This window comes from Streptomyces sp. NPDC030183 (genome assembly GCF_055573455.1).
In genome coordinates, this window is record NZ_JBVIBK010000033.1 from 40,392 (window position 1) to 65,273 (window position 24,882).

23 protein-coding genes and 1 riboswitch are annotated in these 24,882 nt (G+C 73.5%); of the genes, 11 read left to right on the forward strand and 12 right to left on the reverse strand.

The genetic code is table 11. The features are described 5' to 3' along the window. Nucleotides 1-36 precede the first annotated feature (36 nt). A complete protein-coding gene (locus tag ACZ4Z2_RS31945; protein WP_468080774.1) occupies nt 37-1,833 on the forward strand; it encodes a glycoside hydrolase family 15 protein in 1,797 nt (598 codons plus the stop codon). A gap of 4 nt (nt 1,834-1,837) precedes the next feature. Next, nucleotides 1,838-2,593 (forward strand): SDR family oxidoreductase, encoded by a 756-nt coding sequence (locus tag ACZ4Z2_RS31950; RefSeq protein WP_468080775.1) that lies wholly within the window; start codon nt 1,838-1,840, stop codon nt 2,591-2,593. A gap of 32 nt (nt 2,594-2,625) precedes the next feature. Here ACZ4Z2_RS31950 and amaP read toward each other — a convergent pair whose 3' ends face one another. From amaP to ACZ4Z2_RS31975, 5 genes are read right to left on the reverse strand one after another with little or no spacing between them, the layout of a single operon-like run. After that, complete coding sequence (gene amaP / locus ACZ4Z2_RS31955; RefSeq protein WP_468080776.1) at nt 2,626-3,204, reverse strand: alkaline shock response membrane anchor protein AmaP; 579 nt, start codon at nt 3,202-3,204, stop codon at nt 2,626-2,628. Between the two features lie 4 nt (nt 3,205-3,208). Next, on the reverse strand, nt 3,209-3,934 hold the full coding sequence (locus ACZ4Z2_RS31960) for a DUF6286 domain-containing protein (RefSeq protein WP_468080777.1): 726 nt from the start codon (nt 3,932-3,934) through the stop codon (nt 3,209-3,211). Continuing rightward, nucleotides 3,931-4,305, reverse strand: a complete 375-nt coding sequence (locus ACZ4Z2_RS31965) for a hypothetical protein (RefSeq protein WP_468080778.1) — start codon at nt 4,303-4,305, stop codon at nt 3,931-3,933. The genes ACZ4Z2_RS31960 and ACZ4Z2_RS31965 overlap by 4 nt, the downstream gene beginning before the upstream one ends. Continuing rightward, nucleotides 4,302-4,487 carry a hypothetical protein gene (locus ACZ4Z2_RS31970; protein ID WP_468080780.1) on the reverse strand — a complete coding sequence of 62 codons (186 nt, stop codon included), beginning with the start codon at nt 4,485-4,487 and terminating at the stop codon, nt 4,302-4,304. Before ACZ4Z2_RS31970 ends, ACZ4Z2_RS31965 begins: the two co-directional genes overlap by 4 nt. A 29-nt stretch (nt 4,488-4,516) precedes the next feature. Further along, nucleotides 4,517-5,011, reverse strand: a complete 495-nt coding sequence (locus ACZ4Z2_RS31975; RefSeq protein ID WP_468080782.1) for an Asp23/Gls24 family envelope stress response protein — start codon at nt 5,009-5,011, stop codon at nt 4,517-4,519. Nucleotides 5,012-5,097: 86 nt separating this feature from the next. Between ACZ4Z2_RS31975 and ACZ4Z2_RS31980 the strand changes: the two genes are divergently transcribed. Continuing rightward, on the forward strand, nt 5,098-5,898 hold the full coding sequence (locus ACZ4Z2_RS31980) for a nucleopolyhedrovirus P10 family protein (protein ID WP_468080783.1): 801 nt from the start codon (nt 5,098-5,100) through the stop codon (nt 5,896-5,898). Between the two features lie 14 nt (nt 5,899-5,912). Here ACZ4Z2_RS31980 and ACZ4Z2_RS31985 read toward each other — a convergent pair whose 3' ends face one another. The 3 genes from ACZ4Z2_RS31985 to abc-f all read right to left on the reverse strand — a co-directional run bounded on the left by ACZ4Z2_RS31985 (nt 5,913) and on the right by abc-f (nt 9,002). Continuing rightward, nucleotides 5,913-6,704: an enoyl-CoA hydratase/isomerase family protein gene (locus ACZ4Z2_RS31985; RefSeq protein ID WP_468080785.1), complete on the reverse strand. Its 792-nt coding sequence runs from the start codon at nt 6,702-6,704 to the stop codon at nt 5,913-5,915. A 117-nt stretch (nt 6,705-6,821) separates the two neighbouring features. Then, nucleotides 6,822-7,043 (reverse strand): helix-turn-helix domain-containing protein, encoded by a 222-nt coding sequence (locus ACZ4Z2_RS31990; protein WP_006123601.1) that lies wholly within the window; start codon nt 7,041-7,043, stop codon nt 6,822-6,824. Between the two features lie 360 nt (nt 7,044-7,403). Further along, nucleotides 7,404-9,002 (reverse strand): ribosomal protection-like ABC-F family protein, encoded by a 1,599-nt coding sequence (gene abc-f, locus ACZ4Z2_RS31995; RefSeq protein ID WP_468080786.1) that lies wholly within the window; start codon nt 9,000-9,002, stop codon nt 7,404-7,406. A 307-nt stretch (nt 9,003-9,309) separates the two neighbouring features. Between abc-f and ACZ4Z2_RS32000 the strand changes: the two genes are divergently transcribed. Next, nucleotides 9,310-9,723 carry a VOC family protein gene (locus ACZ4Z2_RS32000; protein ID WP_468080835.1) on the forward strand — a complete coding sequence of 138 codons (414 nt, stop codon included), beginning with the start codon at nt 9,310-9,312 and terminating at the stop codon, nt 9,721-9,723. Nucleotides 9,724-9,771: 48 nt separating this feature from the next. On the opposite strand, the gene ACZ4Z2_RS32005 is transcribed toward ACZ4Z2_RS32000, so the two are convergent. The 3 genes from ACZ4Z2_RS32005 to ACZ4Z2_RS32015 form a co-directional block, all read right to left on the reverse strand. Further along, the gene (locus ACZ4Z2_RS32005) at nt 9,772-11,181 is read right to left on the reverse strand and encodes a hypothetical protein (RefSeq protein WP_468080787.1); all 1,410 of its coding nucleotides are present in this window, start codon (nt 11,179-11,181) and stop codon (nt 9,772-9,774) included. A gap of 251 nt (nt 11,182-11,432) precedes the next feature. Further along, on the reverse strand, nt 11,433-12,551 hold the full coding sequence (locus ACZ4Z2_RS32010; RefSeq protein WP_468080789.1) for an alpha/beta hydrolase family protein: 1,119 nt from the start codon (nt 12,549-12,551) through the stop codon (nt 11,433-11,435). Between the two features lie 106 nt (nt 12,552-12,657). Continuing rightward, nucleotides 12,658-13,389, reverse strand: coding sequence for a class II aldolase/adducin family protein (locus ACZ4Z2_RS32015; RefSeq protein WP_468080790.1), 732 nt, complete (start codon nt 13,387-13,389; stop codon nt 12,658-12,660). A gap of 307 nt (nt 13,390-13,696) precedes the next feature. Between ACZ4Z2_RS32015 and ACZ4Z2_RS32020 the strand changes: the two genes are divergently transcribed. Together ACZ4Z2_RS32020 and ACZ4Z2_RS32025 are read left to right on the forward strand one after the other, a co-directional pair. Then, nucleotides 13,697-14,956 carry an inorganic phosphate transporter gene (locus tag ACZ4Z2_RS32020; protein ID WP_468080792.1) on the forward strand — a complete coding sequence of 420 codons (1,260 nt, stop codon included), beginning with the start codon at nt 13,697-13,699 and terminating at the stop codon, nt 14,954-14,956. A gap of 27 nt (nt 14,957-14,983) precedes the next feature. Continuing rightward, complete coding sequence (locus ACZ4Z2_RS32025) at nt 14,984-15,205, forward strand: hypothetical protein (RefSeq protein ID WP_055716385.1); 222 nt, start codon at nt 14,984-14,986, stop codon at nt 15,203-15,205. Between the two features lie 134 nt (nt 15,206-15,339). Here the strand turns inward: ACZ4Z2_RS32025 and ACZ4Z2_RS32030 are convergent, their stop codons facing one another. Continuing rightward, nucleotides 15,340-15,597: a hypothetical protein gene (locus tag ACZ4Z2_RS32030; RefSeq protein WP_468080794.1), complete on the reverse strand. Its 258-nt coding sequence runs from the start codon at nt 15,595-15,597 to the stop codon at nt 15,340-15,342. A 246-nt stretch (nt 15,598-15,843) separates the two neighbouring features. Further along, nucleotides 15,844-15,985, forward strand: a riboswitch (cobalamin riboswitch). Between the two features lie 101 nt (nt 15,986-16,086). Here ACZ4Z2_RS32030 and ACZ4Z2_RS32035 point away from each other — a divergent pair. From ACZ4Z2_RS32035 to cobO, 5 genes are read left to right on the forward strand one after another with little or no spacing between them, the layout of a single operon-like run. Continuing rightward, nucleotides 16,087-17,082 (forward strand): cobalamin biosynthesis protein, encoded by a 996-nt coding sequence (locus ACZ4Z2_RS32035; RefSeq protein WP_468080795.1) that lies wholly within the window; start codon nt 16,087-16,089, stop codon nt 17,080-17,082. Continuing rightward, nucleotides 17,079-18,590, forward strand: a complete 1,512-nt coding sequence (locus ACZ4Z2_RS32040) for a cobyric acid synthase (RefSeq protein WP_468080797.1) — start codon at nt 17,079-17,081, stop codon at nt 18,588-18,590. Before ACZ4Z2_RS32035 ends, ACZ4Z2_RS32040 begins: the two co-directional genes overlap by 4 nt. Further along, nucleotides 18,587-22,249 (forward strand): cobaltochelatase subunit CobN, encoded by a 3,663-nt coding sequence (gene cobN, locus ACZ4Z2_RS32045; RefSeq protein ID WP_468080799.1) that lies wholly within the window; start codon nt 18,587-18,589, stop codon nt 22,247-22,249. Before ACZ4Z2_RS32040 ends, cobN begins: the two co-directional genes overlap by 4 nt. Further along, on the forward strand, nt 22,246-24,279 hold the full coding sequence (locus tag ACZ4Z2_RS32050) for a putative cobaltochelatase (RefSeq protein WP_468080801.1): 2,034 nt from the start codon (nt 22,246-22,248) through the stop codon (nt 24,277-24,279). Before cobN ends, ACZ4Z2_RS32050 begins: the two co-directional genes overlap by 4 nt. Then, complete coding sequence (gene cobO / locus ACZ4Z2_RS32055) at nt 24,279-24,878, forward strand: cob(I)yrinic acid a,c-diamide adenosyltransferase (protein WP_468080802.1); 600 nt, start codon at nt 24,279-24,281, stop codon at nt 24,876-24,878. The genes ACZ4Z2_RS32050 and cobO overlap by 1 nt, the downstream gene beginning before the upstream one ends. The last annotated feature ends 4 nt before the right edge of the window (nt 24,879-24,882 follow it).

Genomic DNA, 24,882 nt, shown 5'->3' on the forward strand with positions numbered 1-24,882 from the left:
GGACTGATCATCCCCGGCTCAGGGAACCCGACTTCCGTGCACCCCCGAATCGAGGACTACGCGCTGATCGGTGACCATCAGACGGCCGCCCTGGTGAGCAACCGGGGCTCGATCGACTGGCTGTGCCTGCCCCGCTTCGACTCGGCGGCCTGCTTCGCCGCCCTGCTGGGCACCGAGGAGAACGGCCACTGGCGCATCGCCCCGAGAGGCGCCGAGATCTGCACCCGGCGCGCGTACCGCAAGGACACGCTCGTCCTGGACACCGAGTGGGAGACGGAGGACGGCACGGTCCGGGTGACCGACCTGATGCCGCAGCGCGACCGCGCCCCCGACGTCGTCCGCGTCGTCGAGGGCCTCGCGGGCCGGGTGACCCTCCGCTCCACGATCCGCCTGCGCTTCGACTACGGCTCGGCCGTCCCCTGGATGCGCAGGTCGGACGGCCACCGGGTGGCGGTCGCGGGCCCGGACGCGGTGTGGCTGCGCAGCGAACCCGAGGTGCGCACCTGGAGCGAGGACCGCGCCACCTACGCCGAGTTCACCGTGGAGCCCGGCGACAGGATCGCGTTCGTCCTCACCTGGCACCCCTCGCACGAGCCGCGCCCCCGCCTGGTCGACCCGTACGAGTCGCTGCGCACGAGCCTGCACGACTGGCGGGCCTGGGCGGCGCGCTGCCGCTACGACGGGCCGTACCGGGACGAGGTGGTCCGCTCCCTGATCACCCTCAAGGCCCTCACCTACGAGCCCACCGGCGGGATCGCCGCGGCCGCCACCACCTCGCTCCCCGAGGAGATCGGCGGGGTGCGCAACTGGGACTACCGCCACTGCTGGCTGCGCGACTCCACCCTCACCCTCGGCGCGCTGCTGGCCTGCGGCTATCTGGAGGAGGCCGAGGCATGGCGTGACTGGCTGCTGCGCGCGGTCGCCGGTGATCCGGCGGACCTGCGGATCATGTACGGCCTGGCCGGTGAGCGGCGCCTGCCCGAGCTCGAACTGCCATGGCTGACCGGCTACGAGAACTCCCGTCCCGTCCGCATCGGCAACGACGCCGTGCGGCAGAGGCAGCTCGACGTGTACGGCGAGGTCATGGACACCCTGACCCTGTCCCGCAGTGCGGGCCTGCCGGCGAAACCGCAGATGTGGCAGATGCAGTGCGCCTTGATGGAGTACCTGCGGTCGGTGTGGCGGGAGCCCGACGAAGGGCTGTGGGAGGTGCGGGGCCCGCGCCGGCACTTCACGCACTCCAAGGTGATGTCCTGGGCCGCCGCCGACCGGGCCGTGCGCACCCTGGAGGAGGAACCGGAGCTGGACGGCGACCTCGACGGCTGGCGGGCGCTGCGCGACGAGATCCACCGCGAGGTCTGCGCCCGCGGCTACGACGCCGAACGCAACACGTTCACCCAGTCCTACGGCTCCCGTGAACTCGACGCCTCGCTGCTGCTCATCCCCCGGATGGGTTTCCTGCCCCCGGAGGACCCCCGGGTCGTCGGCACGGTCGACGCGATCCGCGAGGAGCTGAGCCACGAGGGGTTCGTGCGCCGCTACAGCGCCGACCACCTCTCCTCGACCGCCTCCGTCGACGGGCTGCCGGGCGGCGAGGGCACGTTCCTCGTGTGTTCGTTCTGGCTCGCCGACGCCCTGCATCTGACCGGCCGAACGAAGGAGGCCCGCGAGCTGTTCGAACGGCTGCTCGGGCTCACCAACGACGTGGGTCTGCTCGCCGAGGAGTACGACCCGGTCGCGGGCCGGCAGCTGGGGAACTTCCCGCAGGCGTTCAGCCACATCGGACTGGTGGGCACCGCCCTCGCCCTGTTCGACGGCGACGAGGCAGGATAGGGCCATGGATCTTGGGCTGAAGGACCGTGTCTACATCGTCACCGGGGCGACCCGCGGACTGGGCAACGCGGCGGCGCGGGAACTCGTCGCCGACGGCGCGAAGGTGGTCGTGACCGGCCGCGAGGAGGAGAGCGCGGAGCGGGCCGCGGCCGCGCTCGGGCCGAACGCGGTGGGGGTGGCCGCCGACAACGCCGACCCGGAGACCGCCGGCCGGCTCATCGCCGTCGCCCGCGAGCGGTTCGGGAGGTTCGACGGCGTTCTCGTCAGCGTGGGCGGGCCCGCGCCGGGGTTCGTCGCGGACAACACGGACGAGCAGTGGACCGCCGCGTTCGAGTCGGTGTTCCTGGGCGCGGTCCGGCTGGCGCGGGCCGCCGCCGCGGAGTTGGGCGAGGGCGGCGTCATCGGGTTCGTGCTGTCCGGGTCGGTGCACGAGCCGATCCCCGGTCTGACGATCTCCAACGGCCTGCGGCCGGGTCTGGCCGGCTTCGCCAAGTCGCTCTCCGACGAGCTGGGGCCGCGCGGGATCCGGGTCGTGGGGCTGCTGCCGGCCCGTATCGACACGGACCGGGTGCGGGAGCTGGACGGGATGTCGGCCGACCCGGAGGCCACGCGCGCCGCGCACGAGTCGCGGATCCCGCTGCGGCGCTACGGCAGGCCGGAGGAGTTCGGACGGACGGCGGCGTTCCTGCTCTCCCCCGCCGCGTCCTATCTGACGGGTCTGATGCTGCCCGTCGACGGCGGGATGCGGCACGGGTTCTGATTCCTCGGCCCCCTTGTCTGTCGGGGGTTTCGTCAGGTCACGCGTTCCGCGCGGTGTTTGACGCCGCGCAGTCTGACCTCCGCCGGGAGCGCGGCCAGACCGGCCGAGTCCCTGGCGTGGGTCACCGCCTCGGTGGTCAGGCGGTGCAGGGTGTCGGCGGGGTGGGCGTGCGGCTGGAGGCGGGCGCGGAGCCGGGCCTCGGGGGCGTTGCGGCGACCGGTGAGCTGGGCGTGGGCCCGGTCGACGCCGTCAAGCCGGGCGGCCTCGGCGGTCAGGACGCTCTCCAGGGCGCGGCCCCGCAGCAGCGCGCCCTCGCCGTCGCCGGTGTCGACGAGGACCTCGGTGAGGCGGTGGCGGCGCAGTACGGCGGTCAGCCACCACAGGGCGAGCAGCACCAGCAGGGCGAGCACGGCGATGACGGTGGGCCACCACCAGCCCTCGTCGCGCCACCGGGTGCGCTCGGCCTGGCTGAGCAGCACGTCGTGCCGCCCGTCGTGGATCCACCAGGAGGGCGGTTCCAGGCCGAGCCCGACGGCGAGCACGCTGCCGCCGAGCACGAGGAGCACCAGGCCGACGAGCCCGAGCAGCACCCTGTTGACGATCCGCAGCATGGTGTCACCCCTTCCGGCCGGGACGCCGTACGTGCACGGACAGGGCGGGCGGACGGGCGAGGCCCAGGCCCCGGATGCCGTCGGCGAGGGTGGCGTCGAGGTCGGCCCGGACCTCGTCGAGTTCCCGGAAGTGGGAGACCGCGCGGGCGTCGACCTTCTTGCGGCCGGCGCGGACCCGTACCGACTGCACGCCGGACACCTCCATCGCGCGGTCGCGCAGCACCAGCGCGGCGGCGTCCCGGTGCAGACCCGCCCGGACGTCGGGGTGGAGGCGGCGCATCGGCAGCACGTCACGCAGGCCGGGGGTGACGGCCAGCACGAGCAGCCAGAGACCGAGGGCGGCCGCGATTCCGGCGCCGGTCAGCACCCAGACGTCGTCGAGGGGACGCTCGGCGAGCTCCCGGGCCAGCGTGCGGCGCCAGGCCATGGCGGGCCGGTCGGCGCGGACGGCGGCGATGTCGTACAGGAGGAGGCCCGCGCCCGCGAGGAGCAGCAGGGCGAGGATGCCGGCGGGGACGCGGCGCGCCGACCAGAAGCGCTTCTCGTCCCCGTGGCCGTCCTCGGTGACGGGCGGTGGGTCGTAGGCCGCGGCCGACGCGGACTGGCCCGGCTGGTCCGGTTGGTCCGCTCGGTCCGGTTGATCCGGTTTCTGGCCGGTGGTGGTCTCGTCGGTCTTCTCGATGACGGGCAGGCGTTGCGTGCTGCCTTCGGAGCGCTGGGGTTCGCTCATCGCGTCCTCCCCTGTGCCGCGTCGTGTGCGTGCGCCAGGTGCAGCCGTTCGACCTGGACGGCCACGTCCGATACGTGCATTCCCGCCAACGTCCCTACCCGCTCCCTGACTCGGCGACGCACCGCAGCGCATTGGCCACCGATGTCGGAGGGGTAGGGGAGTTCGAGGGCGACGCGGATGCGCGCGGTCTCATGATGGACGACGACCGTGGCATTGGGGGGCGCGGAGTCGGGCGGCCGTGCCCCCAATGCCTCGCGCGCCGCCTGGCCCGCGATCTTCGCGACGACCCGGTCGGCGATCCGGGTCGCGCCGCGCTCCCGGGGCGCGACGGACCGCGTCCCCGTGCGGTTGCCGCTGTCGGCGAGGGTCATCGGCGTCGGTCGTCGCGGGGGCGGAAGAAGTCGCCGAGGTCCAGGTCCCCCTCCAGGAACCGGCCGACGACGAAGCCGACGGCACCCAGCGCCGCCACCAGCAGGAAGGCACCGAATCCGCCGAAGTATCCGGCGAAGCCCAGCGCCATCCCGGCGATCACGCCGATCACAGCAAGACTCATCCTGTGCTCCTAGGGCTCGGGTGCTCCTGTCACTGCAGCCGGGTCTCCGGCTCCTCCTCCTCGTCCTCCGGCAGCTTCACATCGCTGACGGCGATGTTGACCTCGACGACCTCCAGGCCCGTCATCCGCTCGACGGCGGCGATGACGTTCTCGCGCACGGCGCGGGTGACGTCGGAGATGGACACCCCGTAGTCGACGACGATCTCCAGGTCGAGCGCGGTCTGCACCTCGCCGACCTCGGCGTTCACACCCCGGGTGACGGCCTTCGAACCGCCGGGCACCCGGTCGCGGACGGCGCCGAAGGTCCGGGACAGACCGCTGCCCATGGTGTGCACACCGAGCACGTCCCGTGCCGCGAGCCCGGCGATCTTCTCGACGACACCGTCGGCGATGGTCGTACGCCCCCGGGTCGCCGGATCGCCGCCACCGCGCCGGACGGTCCTGCGCCCTCCGGTCTGTCCCGACGCCGACTCCTTCGTGGTGTCGGGGCCCTCCGTCCGGTTCCGCTCCGTCATCTCACTCATGGCGCACACCCCTTCCGATTGTCCTCCTTTGCTCACATTAAGCCGGGTTGCGGCGCCGCGCGCCGGGGATGCGGCAGGCTGGAGGAATGACGGCGGACAGCTGGACCAACGCGGTACGACAGCAGCTGGGCCTCGGCCGGGTCCTCCCCCTGGGCGGCCCGCACGACGGGGCGTGGATCACGGAGGCGGCGGCCCGAGCGGCGCTGCGGCGCGCGGCGGCCTCGATGCGGGGGGTGCGCCTCGGTGCCCTGCGCGTCGGGCCGGCCGAGCCGTCGAGCGCGGCACCCGCCGTCCCCGCTCCCCCGAGCGCCCTGCCACCGGGCCCGTTGCGGGTCACCGCGGACTTCCTCGCCGCGGCGGCCCCGGCCGCCGAGCCGTTCCCCGTGACGGCCGACCGGCTGCGGGCGGCCCTGGCCGAGGCCGCGGCGGAACACCTGGGTCTCGCGGTGACGGAGATCGATCTGCGGATGGCGGATCTGCTGGAGACGGATCCGCCGGAGACGGAGGAGCTTGGTGTCACGGCGGCGCCGACGGCACCGCCCCCGCCCGGAACGCCCTCACCGTCCTCACCACCCTCGCCGCCCACGCCGTACGACGACCGCGCCTCGGCCCGGCCCTTCCCACCGGACGACGGCGAGGAGTCCCGGGTGACCGCGGCGGCTCTGGGGGTGCCGGGCGTGAGCCGGCTGACCGGTGCCCTCGGCGGTCCGGGCCGCGCGGTCCACATCGACACGGGGCCCGCGCTGCCCCGCCGCCATGTGCGCGTCGAACTGGCGGTTGTGGAGGGCAGACGGGCCCTGGACGTGGCACGCGACGTCCGCACGGCGGTGGGCGAGGCGCTCCCCGACCACCCGTCGGTGGCGGTCCTCGTCACCGACGTCGAGTGAGCGGGCGGTGCCCGCTACTCCGTCACGCCGGCGAGGTCCCGCAGCCGCCTGGCCTGGGCGGCACGCTCCGCGGCGCGCTGCTGCTCGTAGTCCCGGCCCTCGGCGCCCCGCAGCAGCGCCTTGGTCTCGATCACCGCGTCGCGCGGGGCGGACACGAGCGCGGCGACCAGGTCTCGTACCGCGTCGTCCAGCTGGTCGGCGGGCACGGCGAGGTTCGCCAGGCCGATGCGCTGGGCCTCCTCGGCCTGGACGAAGCGTCCGGTGAGGCAGATCTCCAGCGCGCGGCCGTACCCGACGAGGCTGACCAGCGGATGCGTGCCGGTGAGGTCGGGGACGAGGCCCAGGCTGGTCTCGAGCATGGCGAACTGCACGTCGTCAGCGACGACGCGCAGGTCACAGGCGAGCGCGAGCTGGAAACCCGCGCCGACGGCATGTCCTTGCACGGCGGCGACGGACACGATGTCACTCCGCCGCCACCAGGTGAACGCCTCCTGGTATTCGGCGATGGTCGCGTCGAGCGCGGCGTCGTCACGACGTGCCAGGTCGATGAACGACGGCTCGCCCTCGATGCCCTCGGGCGTGAACATCTGCCGGTTGAGCCCGGCGGAGAACGACTTGCCCTCGGCCCGCAGCACGACGACCCGGACGGAGCCCGGCACCGACCTGCCGGCCTCGGCGAGCGCCCGCCACAGAGCGGGGCTCTGCGCGTTGCGCTTGGCCGGGTTGGCCAGGGTCACCGTGGCGATCGCGTCGTCGACGGTGAGCCGTACGCCGTCCTTGTCGAGCAGCGGTTCGAGCGAAGCCATGGGGCGCCTCCGATGGGTGCGGTCAGCAGAGCAGAGCTAAGTGACTGCACAGTAACCACCCGGCCGATCAGACAACCGACCGGGTGGCCACCATCGAAGCCGATGGGCCGCCCGGCGTCAGGCCGACGCGGCCTTCTTGCCGCGCGTCGCACCGCCACGCCCTCGAAGCGTGACGCCCGACTCGCTGAGCATCCGGTGTACGAAGCCATACGAGCGGCCGGTTTCCTCGGCCAGCGCCCGAATGCTCGCACCGGAGTCGTACTTCTTCTTCAGGTCTGCCGCGAGCTTGTCGCGCGCGGCGCCGGTCACCCGGCTGCCCTTCTTCAGAGTCTCGGCCACCCGGTCCTCCTCATGGGAAGTGCGCTCTGGTCTCCTCATGATCACCCCTCCGGGGCGTGATGGCCACCCATTCGGCAAGGTCCGTGGGACAAGGTTGTGACGACGGGAGCGCGTCCCCACAACCGGAATCTGTCATTCCGAGCGGGCTTGTCCGTACGGCCGAACGAGTGGATTCGCGAAGAGGCAGGTCAGAGACGTGCGACGGCCGAGCCCTGCGCACAGCAGGGCTCGGCCGGCAATTTCGTGTACGACACACCTCGGTACGAGGAGATCTCACACAGATGATGGATCACCGATGAGCCGAATGATCCAGAGGCTGTTGATCAACGGTTTGCCGGGACGTTCGGCGCCGCCGAGCGGTCAGGCGAGTGCCACGAGGTCCGCGTAGTCGGCGCCCCACAGGTCCTCGACGCCGTCCGGCAGCAGGATGATCCGCTCCGGCTGGAGCGCCTCCACCGCGCCCTCGTCGTGGGTGACGAGGACGACCGCGCCCTTGTAGGTGCGCAGCGCCCCGAGGATCTCCTCGCGGCTGGCCGGGTCGAGGTTGTTGGTGGGCTCGTCGAGCAGGAGGACGTTCGCCGACGACACCACCAGGGTGGCGAGGGCGAGCCGGGTCTTCTCGCCGCCGGAGAGGACACCGGCGGGCTTGTCGACGTCGTCGCCGGAGAACAGGAACGAGCCGAGCACCTTGCGGACCTCGACGAGGTCCATGTCGGGGGCGGCCGAGCGCATGTTCTCCAGGACCGTGCGGTCCGGGTCGAGGGTCTCGTGCTCCTGGGCGTAGTACCCGAGCTTGAGGCCGTGGCCCTCGACGACCTGGCCGGTGTCGGGCTTCTCGACGCCGCCGAGCAGACGCAGCAGCGTGGTCTTGCCGGCGCCGTTGAGGCCGAGGATGACGACGCGGGAACCCTTGTCGATGGCGAGGTCGACGTCGGTGAAGATCTCCAGCGAGCCGTACGACTTCGACAGGCCCTCGGCGGTGAGCGGTGTCTTGCCGCACGGGGCGGGCTCGGGGAAGCGGAGCTTGGCGACCTTGTCGCTCTGGCGGACCGCCTCCAGACCGGCCAGCAGCTTGTCGGCGCGCCGCGCCATGTTCTGCGCGGCGACCGTCTTGGTGGCCTTGGCGCGCATCTTGTCGGCCTGCGAGTGCAACGCGGCGGCCTTCTTCTCGGCGTTGGCGCGCTCGCGCTTGCGGCGCTTCTCGTCGGCCTCGCGCTGCTGCTGGTAGAGCTTCCAGCCCATGTTGTAGACGTCGATCTGGGCGCGGTTGGCGTCCAGGTAGAACACCTTGTTCACGACCGTCTCGACCAGGTCGACGTCGTGGCTGATGACGATGAACCCGCCGCGGTAGGTCTTGAGGTAGTCCCGCAGCCAGACGATGGAGTCGGCGTCGAGGTGGTTGGTGGGCTCGTCGAGCAGCAGGGTGTCCGCGTCGGAGAAGAGGATGCGGGCCAGTTCGACGCGGCGGCGCTGACCGCCGGAGAGGGTGTGCAGGGGCTGGCCGAGCACCCGGTCGGGCAGGTTGAGCGCGGCGGCGATGGTGGCGGCCTCGGCCTCGGCGGCGTACCCGCCCTTGGTGAGGAACTCCGTCTCCTGGCGCTCGTACTGCTTCATCGCCTTCTCGCGGGTGGCGCCCTGGCCGTTGGCGATGCGCTGTTCGTTCTCGCGCATCTTGCGGATCAGGACGTCGAGGCCGCGGGCGGAGAGGATGCGGTCGCGGGCGAGGACGTCGAGGTCGCCGGTGCGGGGGTCCTGCGGGAGGTAGCCGACCTCGCCGGACCGGGTGACGGTGCCGGCGGCGGGGATGCCGTCGCCGGCGAGGACCTTGGTGAGGGTGGTCTTGCCGGCGCCGTTGCGGCCGACCAGGCCGATGCGGTCGCCCTTGGCGACACGGAAGGTGGCGGACTCGATGAGGACGCGGGCACCGGCGCGCAGCTCGATACCGGAGGCGGAGATCACGGACAGACTCCAGGGCGGATTTGGGTGGCGGGTGGGCGGCTGAGGACGTTCCCGCTGTCTAATGCGCGAGGAGAATGGCCATGGGCCGATTCTAACGGGGGGCGGCAAGCGGTTTTCCGCCCGCGTCCCAAGGGATCACGTGGTCTCGGTCACCGCCCGACGACCGTTGTGCGGTGGGTCGTTGCGCGGAGGGTCGCTGTCCGGTGGGTCGTCGCCCGGCAGCTCGCTGCCGTGGGGGCGCTGTCGGTGCCGGGTGCCAAACTGGACAGCGGTTTGCGTTCCGGGCGACAGAGAGGTCGTGATCGGCATGGCGGGCAAGGGCGAGGTACGTCCGAGCATCTGTCCGACGCTGCTGTACACGGACGCCAAGGCGGCCGTCGCGCAGCTCACCGCGGGACTGGGCTTCACCGAGCTGTCGGTGTACGAGGGCGAGGACGGCACGATCCACCACGCCGAGCTGGCGCAGGGCAACGGCGTGGTGATGCTCGGTTCGCGGGGCACCGGCAGCGCCTTCGACGCGGCGATGAAGGGCGCCGGCCCCGCCGGGGTGTACGTCGTCGTGGACGACGTGGACGCCCACCACCGCCGGGCCGTGGAGCACGGGGTGGAGATCCTGATGCCCCCGACCGACCAGGACTACGGCTCACGGGACTACATGGCCCGGGACATCGAGGGCAACGTGTGGAGCTTCGGCACGTACGCCCCCGAGCCGGGCGCCTGACGCCCGGCCCGGCGGGGCCCGGCCGCCCCCGGTCCGCACCGGGTGGGCTCAGCTGCCCCCGGTGTGGACCTGGAAGGCCGCGCGGCGGACGGCCTTGGCCAGGGCCGGGTCGGGGTGAGCGGCGGCGAGCGCGACCAGCACCTGGACGGTGCGGGGGTGGCCGACCGCGCGGACCTCGTCGAGCAGCGCGGGCACGGTGGCCTGCACGGCGGACTCCAGGTGCCGGACCAGCAGCGGGGCCTCGCCGTGGTCGGCGACGGCGGCCGCGGTGTCCACCCAGAGCCAGGTCGCCTCCTCGCGGGTGAGCACCTCGTGGGCGTCCTCGGGGTCGGCGCCGTCGTGCTCGGCGAGCCACAGCAGGGCGTAGGGCCGCAGCGGCGTCTCGTCGGCGACGGTGCGCACATCGGGCTCGGCGGGGGCGCCGACGACCCGCAACGCCTCGAAGGCGAGGCCCCGGATGAGGGCGTCCTCGCCGCGGGCCGCGTCGATGAGTTCGGTGACGGCGGCGCCGACCGTGCGGGCGGCGAGCCAGGCGCGGTACTCGGCGCGGGCCGCGTTCGGGCGGAGCTGGGCGCAGCCGCGGAGCATGTCCTCGGCGGAGACCTCGATGTTCCCGGCGGGGCTCTGCGCGGCGACGCAGATCTGCTCCAGCTTCACCCACACCGCCCAGCTGCCGAGCGGGGTGAGCGTGGCCTGGCCGTCGCCGTAGGTGAGGGCGCCGACGGAGGCGATGGCCCGCAGGGCCCAGTCGAGGAGCGGGGCGAGCGGGGTGTCCTCCGCACCGGCGTCCGCGGCGGGCTCGGCACCCGCCTCGGGCTGCGGCCCGTACGTGATCTCGCAGCGCTCGGTGCGCAGTTCCGTGACTCTCTGTTCGAGGAGGTCGAGGAGCTGCTCCACGGGCACGGGCCCGGCGGAGAGCTGGAGGAACGAGAGCACCTGCGGCATGGCCGAGACGACCTCGGCGACGGCGGCGGGCTCGCGGTCCCCGGGCTCGGGGTGGGCGAGGGACCAGGCGTCGAAGAGGGCCACCCAGCCGCGCAGTACGGCACTGTCGTCGCGGTGCCAGGCGCGCAGCCGCCAGCCGGGGCGCGCGCTGTCGCCGTGCACCTCGACGAGACCGGCCAGGCGTGCCGTGTCCCAGTCGTGGCGGACCTGATCCGGGGTCAGCCCGAGGTCGACGGCGGCCCGTTCGGCGGTCGCCTCGGAGAGGGTGCCCTTGCCGTCGGAGCCGGCGCCCTCGCGGCCGGGGCGCAGGGCGGCGTCGGCCCAGCGGGCGACGCGGGCCGCGTCCGCCAGGACGGTGCGGGCCATCCGGGCCAGTTCCGCGGGCGGCGGGGTGCCCTCCGGGGGCCGGGGGGCCGGTCGGCGGCGCTGGGTCACTGCTGCTCGGGGAGCGGCGGCCAGGGTTCGCGGGCTGACGAGTCGGAGCCTGGAGTCGCGCGGATTACGGGACGTCACGGGGGCAGTCTTCCGGTTGACGGTCCGAAAACCCAAACGGAATGTCACAGCGGGCGACAGGGGTGGCCAACGCACGGGTCCCTCAGGGGCGTCCCACGGGTGCGTGGCGCCCTGGTTCGACGCTAAGCGGAATGGGGCGTACCTGTCTGCGGGGGGACGGGTCGGCGGGCTTCGCGGCGGTGAGCCGCGGGGATGGTGGGGGACACCCCGTCGCCTGCCCCCCGGCCCTGCAGCCGCCCCCTCCCCCGGCCCTACATCAGCGGTGTCAGGAAGCGGCGCAGGGTCTCCTCGTAGCGCGCCGGGTCGGCGTTCCACATGGCGCCGTGGGGCGCCTGGCGCACGGCGCTCAGGGTGACGCGGCCGGGGTGGTGGGCGGCGAGCCGGCGGGAGGCGTCCCAGGGGGCGACGACATCGTCCGGGCCGTGGAAGATCAGGGCCGGTACCGGGAAGCGCACGGGTTCGACCGCCTGGGCGCCGCCCAGCCCCGTGCGGCCCTGGGCGGCGCGGACGGCGAGGGGCAGCAGGGCGCCGGGGGTGCGGCGGGCGGCGGCGAGGGCGCGCAGGGTGGCCGTCCAGTCCAGGACCGGCGAGTCCAGGACGAGCCCGGCGATCCGGTCGCGCAGCCCGGAGCGCGCGGCGGCGCGGAGCACCATGGTGGCGCCGGTGGACCAGCCGTGCAGGACGACCTTCTCCGCACCGAACCGGACGGCGTGGTGGATCGCCGCGTCGACGTCGCGCCACTCGGTCTCGCCGAGGTGGCTCAGACCGTCCGGGGAGCGGGGCGCGCCGTCGTCGCCGCGGTAGGCGAGGTCGAGCACCGGGAAGCCGTGGCGGTGCAGGAACCCCATGACGTTCATGGGGTGTTCGCGGGTGGCGCCCAGTCCGTGCACGGTGATCACCCAGGTGCCGCGGTCCCCGGGGACGTACCAGGCGGGCAGGGCGCCCAGCTCGCCGGGCACCTCGACGTCGCTGTGGTCGAGGCCGAGGGCGGTGCGCGGGTCGCCGATGTGGGTGGTGGGGGTGAACCACACCTTGTCGCCCGGCTCCAGGGTGCCGTGGCTGACGCGTTCGAGGCGGCGTACGACGGTGTCGGGGGCGTGCGGGGCACCGTTCACCACGGAGCCGACGACGGCGTGGGCGGCGGTGCCGGTGAGGCCGTAGGTGCCGGGGCGCTGGGAGGCGAACGCTCTGGTCAGGGCGATCCGGCCGACGGCGGTGGAGTGCACGGTCAGCCGGGGCTCCGTGGGCAGTGGTCTGCCCGGCGGAGCCTTCAGCGCGGCGTCACTGGCCAGGCGGCCGGCGGCGACACTGGCCGCCCCGGCCGCGAACGCGACTCCGACGGCCGCGGCTGCTGCTCTCACTGCTCGCACGCGTCCAGTGTCCTGGCCGACCCCGTCCGGGGCCAGTGGGCCGACCCCGTCCGGGGCCCGTGGGCCGGGGCCCCGGACCATCGTCCGGGTGGCGGTCGGCCACCGGCTACCGCGGCTGGCCGTACCCCCGGAACCGCTCCCCCGCCTCCGCCACCTGCTCCGGTGTGAGCAGGTGGGGGGACAGGCCGGGCACCGAGGAGGCCGTCAGCCAGACCCTGCACATCCATTCGAGCTGGGCGGTGCGGTCGAACGCCTCGGAGAGGCTCTGCCCGTAGGCGATCGTGCCGTGGTTCTGGAGGAGACAGGCGGTGCGCCCCGCCAAGGCGCGCAGCATGTTCTCGGCCAGCTCGGGGGTGCCGTAGGTCGCGTAGGGGGCCACGCGGACCGGTCCGCCGAGGGCGCCGGCCATGTAGTGGATCAGCGGCAGCTCGGGGACGAGCGTCGAGACGGCGGTCGCGTGGACGGCGTGGGTGTGGACCACGGCGCGGGCGTCGGTGGAGGTGTGGATCGCGAGGTGCATCGGCAGTTCGCTGGTCGGCCGGAGGGTGCCGAGGGTCTGGCGGCCCGCGAGGTCGACGCCGGTCACGTCGTCCGGGGTGAGGCGGTCGTACGGGACGCCCGTCGGCGTGACCAGCACGGTGTCGCCGACGCGTACGGAGACGTTGCCGGAGGTGCCGACCACCAGACCGTCGGCCACTGTCCGGCGGGCCGTGGCGACGAGTTCCTCCCAGGCCCCCGCCACGTCGTCGGGGACCGCCCCGGGCGGGGTGTCCCGCGTCTGCCGTGCGTCCCCGCCCGCGCCCCGCGGGTCCCCTGCGTTCCGCCGCTGCTCAACCATGCGGCGATCCTGCCAGGAGGCCGCCGGGTGACCGGAATCCGTCGCACGGCTCCACGGCCCGACCGGGGAAGTTCGCCCGGCGCCGACGGGGCCCAGGCGCGGGTCACGCACGGAGGCCGAAGCTCCGTTTCAGTTCGAGGACATCGGGGAAGGCGCGCCCGCGGATCGGCGGAGGGCGCCCCCGTGGACACAAGCGGAACCAGGGCGGCCCGATCGCTACACCCTCCGGTACGCCTCAGTTCATCTTCCGTTCACCCAGGTTGCCTACGGTCCAGATGCCACTGACATCCAAAAGAAGCTCGGGTAAATGGAAAACTTCTCGCTGATCCTCGCGATCGTGGTCATCACCGCGCTCGTGTTCGATTTTACGAACGGTTTCCACGACACCGCCAACGCGATGGCCACCACCATCTCGACCGGCGCCATGAAGCCCAAGGTCGCGGTGGCCATGTCCGCCGTGCTCAACCTTGTCGGCGCGTTCCTTTCCATCGAGGTCGCCAACACCATCTCCAAGGGACTCGTCGACGAGTCCGGCATCCAGCCAGAGGTCATCTTCGCGGCGCTCGTCGGCGCCATCCTCTGGAACCTGCTGACCTGGCTGGTGGGACTCCCCTCCAGTTCCTCGCACGCCCTGATGGGCGGCCTGATCGGCGCCACCATCGCCTCGGTCGGCACCGGCGCCGTGCACGGGGACGTGCTCGTCACCAAGGTGCTGATCCCCGCCGTCGCGGCCCCGCTGGTCGCCGGCGTCGCGGCGATGTTCGCCACGCGGCTGACGTACAGGCTCGGGCAGCACACGAGCGAGAAGGCCGCCGGCAAGGGCTACCGCGCCGGTCAGATCGCCTCCGCCGGTCTGGTCTCGCTGGCCCACGGCACGAACGACGCCCAGAAGACGATGGGCATCATCACCCTGGCCCTGGTCGCCGGCGGCGCTCTCGCGCCGGACTCCGACCCGCCGGTCTGGGTCATCGTCTCCGCGGGCATGGCCATCGCCCTCGGCACCTACCTGGGCGGCTGGCGCATCATCCGCACCATGGGCAAGGGCCTGACCGACCTCCAGCCGCAGCAGGGCTTCGCCGCCCAGACCAGCGCGGCGACGGTCATCCTGGCCTCCTCGCACCTGGGCTTCTCCCTGTCCACCACGCACTCGGTCTCCGGCGCGGTCATGGGCGCGGGCCTGGGCCGCAAGGGCGGTGTGGTGCGCTGGTCCACCGCCACCCGGATGTTCGTGGCCTGGGGTCTGACCCTGCCGGCCGCGGCGCTCGTCGCCGCGCTCGCCGAGTGGGTGACGTCCCACGGCACCTGGGGCACGGCTCTCGTCGCGGTCTTCCTCGTCGCCTCCAGCGCCGCGATCTGGGTGATCTCGCGCCGTGAGGTGGTCGACCACACCAATGTGAACGACACCGAGGAGCCCCCCGGTGTGGTGACCACGGCCATCGCCGCGGTGACCCCGCCGCCGACCGCCGCCGTGGCCGAGGAACTCGCGGCGACGATCCCGGCCCCCGCGGCCGCGACCGCCGGCGCCGAGGCCCCGGCCGGCCCCTCCGCCCCCACACCGGCCGTCTGAGCCCCGCGCCCCTAGGAAGACACCACCATGCACATCGACTGGGCAGCACTCGGCTCCGTCTTCGGAGTCAGCCTCGTGGTCACCGTGGCCCTCGTCGGCCTGTTCACCCTGGGGATCGTCGGCCTCTCCAAGCGGGAGACGGCGACCGCCTCCGGCGGCTCGGCCGCCCTCGCCACGACAGCGGCGTACGCCTGCTTCGCGGCGTGCGCGGCGGCGGTGGGCTACGGGATCTACCTGATCATGGCCTGAGATCACACCCGCCCCACGGCCCGGGACCGCAGCCACTGAGGTCCCGGCCCCGTAGGACACCCGTCCCGCCCACGGTGGGACACCGCGACGAACCCCTTGTGCCTGTCACCCCGGCGCAGGGGGTTCGTCGTCGTTCACGGCGTCCGGTGACCGGGGTTCGGGCCCCACCACAGGCCCGCTCCCGTGGCGACGAGGGTCGTCACCGCCATCCAGACGACGGCCCGCGCCTCCGCCGCCGGCACCCACAGCGAGGCCAGGGCGCCGACGCCGACGGCGAACACCCCCGCCACCGTGCTGAACAGCACCAGCGGGGCGGCGGCCGTCACCCGCGTCCGCCGGTCCCACGACGCCCCCGTGCGGGTCCGCGCGACCGTCTCGGTCCGGTCTTCCATCGTGCGCACCTCCCGTCCCCGGACGGGCCTTCACGAGCCGTCCGCTCCCGGGTCCCGAGCTCCGCCAGAAAACCACAGCACGCCGTGTGACGGAAGAAGAACAGAGCGTTCTGACACCTGTTCGAGCACGCACCGGGGCGGGCGCCGGGAAAGGGCACGGAAAGTGCCGCTTCGGGCGACTGACGGCATTTCAGCGATGTGGGGCTCAGCACACCGCTGCGCCGCAGGTCAACAGCAAGTTGACGGGTCTTCCGGGGCCGTGGTGGACTGCCGGGGCCATCTACGACGGCAGGAGAGGAAGCCGGTGCGAGTCCGGCGCGGTCCCGCCACTGTCACCGGGGAAGAACCTTCCCCGGGAGCCAGGAACTCTCGTCGTCGGTCTCGTCGAACCAGGGCGTGGACACCCTGAGTGAGGACATGAAGCCATGCGCGGCTGCCGCTTGAGATTCAGCACCCGGTCCTTGCCCGACCCCGCGATCGGCTGAACGCGTGCGTGCCGATCGCGTCTTCGCGTACGGCGCCACCGCCGGGCTCCTCGGTGACCTGCTGCTCGGCGATCCCCGCCGGGGGCATCCCGTCGCCGTGTTCGGGCGGGCCGCGGGCGCCGTGGAGCGGGTGTTGTGGCGGGACCACCGGGGGTGGGGCGCGCTGCACACCGTGGTGTGCGCCGGAGGCGCCGTGGCGCTGGGGGCGGTGGCCGCCGCCGCGGCACGGCCGTCCCGCGCCGCGTCCGTCGCGCTGACCGGCGCGGCCACCTGGGCCGTCGTCGGGGGCACCTCCCTCGCCCGGGAGGCCCGTGCCGTCGGGCGGGCGCTGGAGGACGGGGACGTCGAGGCCGCGCGGGCCCGGCTGCCGCATCTGTGCGGACGGGACCCGCAGGCACTGGACGCGGACGGGATCGCCCGGGCCGTCGTCGAGTCCGTCGCCGAGAACACCTCGGACGCCGTCGTCGGGGCGCTGGTGTGGGGGGCGTTGGGCGGTGTGCCCGGACTCGTCGGGTTCCGGGCCGTCAACACGCTGGACGCCATGGTCGGGCACAAGTCGCCGCGTCACCGGCGGTACGGGTGGGCGTCCGCCCGCCTCGACGACGTGGCGGGGTGGCCGGGAGCCCGGCTCACCGCCCTGCTGGCCGCCGCGGCCGGCGGGGACGCCCGGGGCGCCGTACGGGCGTGGCGGGCGGACGCGCGGAAGCATCCGAGCCCCAACGCGGGGCCGGTGGAGGCGTCGTTCGCCGGGGCGCTCGGCGTCCGGCTGGGAGGCACCTTGTCGTACGGGGGGCGGGTCGAGCACCGGCCCGTGCTGAACACGGAGGGGCGGGCCGTCACCGTGGGGGACATCGAGCGGGCCGTGCGGCTGTCGCGGCGCGTGGGCTGGCTCGCGCTCGGCGTCAGCGCGGGCGCGTCACTGCTGCGGGGCCGCGTCGCGCGGGGCCCGGCACGGGAGTTCACGAAGGGCCGCTCCCGGCGGTCGAAGGGGGCGTCATGACGGGCGGGGGGCTGTTGGTCGCCGGCACCACCTCCGACGCGGGCAAGAGCGTCGTGACGGCCGGGATCTGCCGGTGGCTGGTGCGGCAGGGCGTCAAGGTGGCGCCGTTCAAGGCGCAGAACATGTCGCTCAACTCGTTCGTGACGCGGGAGGGCGCCGAGATCGGTCGGGCCCAGGCCATGCAGGCGCAGGCCTGCCGGGTGGAGCCGACGGCGCTGATGAACCCGGTGCTGCTCAAGCCCGGTGGGGAGCAGAGCAGTCAGGTCGTGCTGCTCGGCAAGCCGGTCGGGGAGTTGAGCGCGCGGGGCTACCACGGGGGACGGCAGCAGCGGCTGCTGGGGACCGTGCTCGACTGTCTCGCCGAGTTGCGGGGCACGTATGACGCGGTGATCTGTGAAGGGGCCGGGAGTCCCGCCGAGATCAATCTCCGGCGGACCGACATCGTCAACATGGGGATCGCCCGCAACGCCGGGCTCCCCGTGCTCGTCGTCGGCGACATCGACCGCGGGGGCGTGTTCGCCTCGTTCTTCGGGACGGTGGCGCTGCTGTCGCCCGAGGATCAGGCGCACGTCGCCGGGTTCCTCGTCAACAAGTTCCGCGGGGACGTCTCCCTGCTGGAGCCGGGGCTCGACATGCTGCACGGGCTGACGGGGCGTCGGACGTACGGGGTGCTGCCGTTCCGGCACGGCCTCGGCATCGACGAGGAGGACGGACTGAGGGTGTCCCTGCGTGGGACGGTCCGCGAGTCGAACGTGTCGCCGCCCGTCGGGGAGGACGTGCTGCGGGTCGCCGTCTGCGCGATTCCCCTCATGTCGAACTTCACCGACGTGGACGCGCTCGCCGCCGAACCCGGTGTCGTGGTGCGGTTCGTGGACCGGCCCGAGGAGCTGGCCGACGCGGACCTCGTCGTCGTCCCCGGAACCCGGGGCACCGTGCGGGCGCTGGACTGGCTGCGCGAGCGGGGCCTCGCCGACGCGCTGCGCGCCAGGGCCGCCCACCACCGGCCCGTGCTCGGCATCTGCGGCGGCTTCCAGGTCCTCGGCGAGCACATCGAGGACGACGTCGAGAGCCGCCGGGGACAGGTGGACGGGCTCGGCATCCTGCCCGTACGGGTGCGGTTCGCGCGGGAGAAGACCCTCACCCGGCCGGAGGGCGAGGCCCTCGGGGAGCACGTCACGGGGTACGAGATCCATCACGGGGTCGCCCAGGTCGCCGGGGGCGAACCCTTCCTGGACGGGTGCCGGGTCGGTCAGACCTGGGGCACGCACTGGCACGGGTCGCTGGAGTCGGACGGCTTCCGGCGGGCCTTTCTGCGCGAGGTGGCGGCCGCCGCGGGCCGTCGTTTCGTGCCGGCCGCCGACACGTCGTTCGCCGCGCTGCGCGAGGAGCAGCTGGACCGGCTCGGCGATCTGATCGAGGAACACGCGGACACGGACGCGCTGTGGCGGCTCATCGAGTCGGGCGCGCCGCAAGGACTGCCCTTCATTCCACCGGGAGCGCCCGCATGAGCACTGGCACTGTGTTGTTGTTGTCGACCGCCGACACGGATCTGCTGGCGGCCCGGGCCGCTTCCGGCGCCTCCTACCGGATCGGCAACCCGACCCGCGTCGACGTGAGGGACGAGCTGCCCGCTCTCCTCGACGGCGCGAACATCGCCGTCGTACGGCTGCTGGGCGGAAAGCGGGCCTGGGAGGACGGGCTGGCCGCGCTGAAGGCCGCAGGGATCCCGACCGTGCTGCTCGGCGGTGAGGCCGTGCCGGACGCCGAGCTGATGGCCGAGTCGTCGGTGCCGGCCGGTGTGGTCGCGGAGGCACTGAAGTACCTCGTGGAGGGCGGGCCCGACAACCTCACCGAGCTGGCCCGGTTCCTGTCCGACACCGTGCTGCTGACCGGCGAGGGGTTCGTCGAGCCGCGCAAGATGCCCGAGTACGGGCCGCACGGGGAGCGGCCCTTCGTCGAGGGGCGGCCCACGGTCGGGGTGCTCTTCTACCGGGCGCACGAGCTGAGCGGCAACACCGCGTTCGTGGACACGTTGTGCGACGCGATCGAGGCGAAGGGCGCCAACGCGCTTCCCGTGTACTGCGGTTCGCTGCGCGGCGCGGACGCCGGGCTGTACGAGCTGCTCGCGAAGGCGGACGCGCTGGTCGCCACGGTCCTCGCCGCCGGCGGTACGCACGCCTCGCAGGCGTCGGCCGGCGGCGACGAGGAGGCGTGGGACATCGGGGCGCTCGCCGAGCTGGACATCCCCGTCCTCCAGGGCCTGTGCCTGACGTCGTCGCACGCCGCGTGGGACGAGTCGGACGCCGCCCTCTCCCCCATGGACGCGGCGATGCAGGTCGCGATCCCCGAGTTCGACGGGCGGCTCATCACGGTGCCGTTCTCGTTCAAGGAGCAAGGGCCGGACGACGTGCCGGTGTACGTCGCCGACCCGGAGCGGGCCGCGCGGGTCGCCGGGATCGCCGTCCGTCACGCGGCGCTGAAGCACAAGCCGAACGCGGAGAAGAAGCTCGCGCTGGTCTTCACCGCCTACCCGACCAAGCACTCGCGCGTCGGCAACGCGGTGGGCCTCGACACGCCCGCTTCGGCGGTGCGGGTCCTCGACGCCCTCAAGGCGGCCGGGTACGGCGTCACCGAGTACCCCGACAACGGCGACGAGCTGATCCACCGGCTCATCGAGGCCGGCGGCCACGACGTGGAGTGGCTGACGGAGGAGCAGCTGGCGTCGGCGCCCGCGCGGGTGCCGCTCGCCGACTACCGGGCCTGGTTCGACAAGCTGGACCCGGAGCTGCGGGACGGCATGCTCGAGGCGTGGGGCGAGCCGCCGGGTTCGCTGTACGTGGACGGGGACGACATCGTGCTCGCCTCCCTCCAGTTCGGGAACGTCGTCGTGATGATCCAGCCGCCGCGCGGCTTCGGGGAGAACCCGATCGCGATCTACCACGACCCGGACATGCCGCCGTCGCACCACTACATGGCGGCCTACCGCTGGCTGGAGAACAGCTTCGGCGCCGACGCGATCGTGCACATGGGCAAGCACGGCACGATGGAGTGGCTGCCGGGGAAGGGCCTCGGGCTGAGCGGGGGCTGTGCCCCGGACGCCGTGCTCGGCGATCTCCCCCTGGTCTACCCGTTCATCGTCAACGACCCCGGTGAGGGCACCCAGGCCAAGCGGCGCGGGCACGCCACCGTCGTCGACCACCTCGTACCGCCGATGGCGCGCGCCGACACCTACGGCGACCTGGCGAAGCTGGAGCAGCTGCTCGACGAGTACGCGCTGGTGTCCGACCTGGACCCGGCGAAGGCGCCGGCCGTGCGGGCGCAGATCTGGACGCTGGTGAAGGCCGCCGAGCTCCACCACGACCTGCATGTGGACGAGCAGCCGGGCGACGACGACTTCGACGAGTTCGTCATGCACATCGACGGCTACCTCTGCGAGATCAAGGACGTGCAGATCCGCGACGGTCTGCACATCCTGGGCGGCGGCCCGGTCGGTGAACCGCGCGTCAACCTGGTGCTGGCGGTGCTGCGCGCCTCGCAGGTGTGGGGCGGGCAGGCGAACGCGCTGCCGGGTCTGCGGGCGTCCCTGGCGGCCCACTTCGGGCTGGTCGAGAAGGAGTTGCTGGCGGAGCCGGGCGCGCCGGTGAAGGTGCCGGCGGAGCTGAGCGACCTGGTGGAGGGCCCCGCCCGTACCGCCGCCGACGCCATCGACCTCCTGGAGCAGCTGTGCCGGCGGATCGCCGAGGGCATGGAGGCACGGGACTGGGACGTCACCGTGGTCCCGGCGCTCGTGCGCGGTGTGCTCGGCACCGAACTGCCGGGCGCCGTCGCGGTGCTGGAGTTCGCGTGCAACGAGGTCGTGCCGCGGCTCGCCCGGACCACCGACGAGATCGGGCACATCCTCAAGGCCCTCGACGGCGGTTACGTCCCGGCGGGTCCGTCCGGCTCGCCGACGCGCGGCCTGGTCAACGTCCTGCCGACGGGCCGCAACTTCTACTCCGTCGACCCCAAGGCCATCCCGTCCCGGCTGAGCTGGGAGGTCGGGCAGTCGCTCGCCGACTCGCTGGTGCAGCGGTACCTGGCCGACACCGGGGAGTACCCGAAGTCCGTCGGGCTGACGGTGTGGGGCACGTCCGCGATGCGCACCCAGGGCGACGACATCGCCGAGATCCTGGCGCTGCTGGGTTGCCGTCCGGTGTGGGACGACGCGTCGCGCCGCGTCACCGGGTTCGAGGTCGTGCCGCTCGCGGAGCTGGGCCGGCCGCGCATCGACGTCACGGTGCGCATCTCCGGGTTCTTCCGGGACGCGTTCCCGCACGTCGTCGGACTGATCGACGACGCGGTGCGGGCCGTGGCCGAGCTGGACGAGCCCGCCGACCAGAACTTCGTGAAGGCGCACGCCGACGAGGACACCGCCGAGCACGGTGACCGGCGGCGGGCCACGGCCCGGGTCTTCGGCTCCAAGCCGGGCGCGTACGGCGCCGGGCTGCTGCCGCTGATCGACGCCCGCAACTGGCGCTCCGACGCCGACCTCGCAGAGGTGTACGCCGTCTGGGGCGGCTACGCGTACGGGCGCGGCCTCGACGGGCGGGCGGCGCGCGGGGACATGGAGACCGCGTTCAAGCGGATCGCGGTGGCGGCGAAGAACGTCGACACCCGCGAGCACGACCTCGTCGACGCCGACGACTACTTCCAGTACCACGGCGGCATGGTCGCCATGGTGCGGCATCTGACGGGCGCGAGCCCCGAGGCGTACGTCGGCGACTCGGCGACACCGGACCAGGTCAAGACACGCACGCTCGGCGAGGAGACGCACCGGGTGTTCCGCGCCCGTGTGGTCAACCCGCGCTGGATGGCGGCCATGCGGCGCCACGGCTACAAGGGCGCCTTCGAGATGGCGGCGACCGTCGACTACCTCTTCGGCTACGACGCCACGGCGGGCGTGGTCGACGACTGGATGTACGAGAAGCTCAGCGCCGAGTACGTCTTCGACGCGGAGAACCGGGACTTCATGAAGAAGTCCAACCCGTGGGCGCTGCGCGGCATCACCGAGCGGCTGCTGGAGGCCGCCGACCGCGGCCTGTGGGCCGAGCCGGACGCCGACACGCTGGAACGGCTGCGGGCCACCTACCTGGAGCTCGAAGGCGACCTGGAGGGCGAGGACAAGTGAGTGTTCCGTTTCCGTTCACGGCCGTCGTCGGTCAGGACGACCTGCGGCTCGCGCTGCTGCTGAACGCCGTGTCCCCGGCGGTCGGCGGGGTGCTGGTGCGCGGCGAGAAGGGCACCGCGAAGAGCACCGCCGTGCGGGCGCTGTCGGCGCTGCTGCCGGAGGTGGACGTCGTCGCCGGGTGCCGTTTCTCGTGCGACCCCGCGAAGCCGGATCCAGCGTGCCCGGACGGGCCGCACGAGCCGGGGCCGGGCACCACCCGTCCGTCCCGGATGGTCGAGCTGCCCGTCGGTGCCTCCGAGGACCGGCTCGTGGGCGCCCTCGACATCGAGCGGGCGCTCGCGGAGGGCGTGAAGGCGTTCGAGCCCGGCCTGCTGGCCGACGCGCACCGCGGAATCCTGTACGTCGACGAGGTCAACCTCCTCCACGACCACCTCGTCGACCTGCTGCTGGACGCGGCGGCGATGGGTGCCTCGTACGTGGAGCGCGAGGGTGTCTCCGTCCGGCACGCGGCGCGTTTCCTGCTCGTCGGGACCATGAACCCGGAGGAGGGCGAGCTGCGGCCGCAGCTCCTCGACCGGTTCGGGCTGACCGTCGAGGTGGCCGCCTCGCGGGAGCCCGACCAGCGGGTGGAGGTCGTCCGGCGGCGGCTCGCCTACGACGACGACCCGGCCGGCTTCGCGGCGCGATGGGCGGACGAGGAGGCGGCGGTACGGCAACGGATCGTCGCGGCGCGGGAGTTGCTGCCGTCGGTGCGGCTGGGCGACGGGGCGCTGCGGCAGATCGCGGCCACCTGCGCGGCCTTCGAGGTGGACGGCATGCGGGCCGACATCGTCATGGCCCGGACGGCGACCGCGCTGGCCGCGTGGGCCGGGCGGACCGATGTGCTGGCGGAGGACGTACGGCAGGCGGCGCTGCTCGCGCTGCCGCACCGGCGGCGCCGCAATCCGTTCGACGCGCCGGGCCTGGACGAGGACAAGCTCGACGAGACGCTGGAGGAGTTCGGCGGGTCGCCCGAGGACGAGGACCCCGATCCCGATCCCGATCCTGATCCCGACCCCGGTCCGGACGGGCCCGGCGGTGGCGGGCAGCCGCCGTCGGCGGACCCGGAGGGGCCGCGGGGCGGGGACACCGGTGCGCGGCCGGAGGCCGGGGAGGGCGGGGAACCGCAGCCCTCCGGCGCGGGTGCGGGCGAGCAGTCCGCCGTCCGGGCCGCCGAGCCGTTCCGTACGAAGGTGCTGAGCGTGCCGGGGCTGGGTGAGGGCGCCGCCGGGCGGCGTTCGCGGGCCCGGACCGAGCACGGGCGCACCACCGGGGCGCGCCGACCGCGCGGCACGCTGACCAAGCTGCATCTGGCGGCGACCGTGCAGGCGGCCGCGCCGCACCAGCGGGCGCGGGGGCGGTCCGGGCCGGGGCTCGTCGTACGGCGTGACGATCTGCGGCAGGCGACGCGGGAGGGGCGTGAGGGGAACCTCGTGCTGTTCGTCGTCGACGCCTCCGGGTCGATGGCGGCGCGGCAGCGGATGAGCGCCGTGAAGGGCGCCGTGCTGTCGCTGCTGCTGGACGCGTACCAGCGGCGGGACAAGGTGGGGCTCGTGACGTTCCGGGGGTCGGCGGCGGAGGTGGCGCTGCCTCCGACGTCGTCGGTGGACGCCGCCGCGGCCCGGCTGGAGTCGCTGCCCACGGGCGGGCGCACACCGCTCGCCGCCGGGTTGCTGCGGGCCCACGAGGTGCTGCGGGTGGAGCGGCTGCGGGATCCGGCGCGGCGCGCGCTGGTCGTCGTGGTGACCGACGGGCGGGCGACGGGTGGGCCCGAGCCGGTGGCGCTGGCGGGGCGGGCGGCCCGGCTGTTCGCGGCCGAGGGCGTCGCCTCCGTGGTGGTGGACTGCGAGTCGGGGCCGGTGCGGCTGGGGCTGGCCGGTCAGCTCGCGGGTGAGCTGGGCGGTACGGCCGTGACGCTGGACGAGCTGCGCGCGGACTCCATCGCCGGGCTGGTCAGGGATGTGCAGGGGACGTCGAGGAGGGCCGCGTAATGCCGCAGGGACAGCCGAGTGTGGTGCCGGACGACGGGCTGACGACACGGCAGCGGCGCAACCGGCCGCTCGTGGTCGTGCACACCGGCATCGGGAAGGGCAAGTCGACCGCCGCGTTCGGGCTGGCGCTGCGGGCCTGGAACCAGGGCTGGCCGATCGGGGTGTTCCAGTTCGTCAAGTCGGCGAAGTGGAAGGTCGGCGAGGAGAACGCGCTGCGGGTGCTGGGCGCCAGCGGTGAGGGCGGCTCCGTCGACTGGCACAAGATGGGCGAGGGCTGGTCCTGGGTCCAGCGCGACGCGCAGATGGACAACGAGGAGAAGGCCCGCGAGGGCTGGGAGCAGGTCAAGCGGGACCTGGCGGCCGAGACGTACAAGCTGTACGTGCTCGACGAGTTCGCGTACCCCCTGCACTGGGGGTGGGTCGACACCGACGAGGTCATCGACGTGCTGCGGAACCGGCCGGGGACCCAGCATGTCGTCATCACCGGGCGGAACGCGCCGGAGAAGCTGGTCGACTTCGCGGACCTCGTGACGGACATGTCGAAGGTCAAGCACCCCATGGACGCGGGCCAGAAGGGCCAGCGGGGCATCGAGTGGTGAGGCC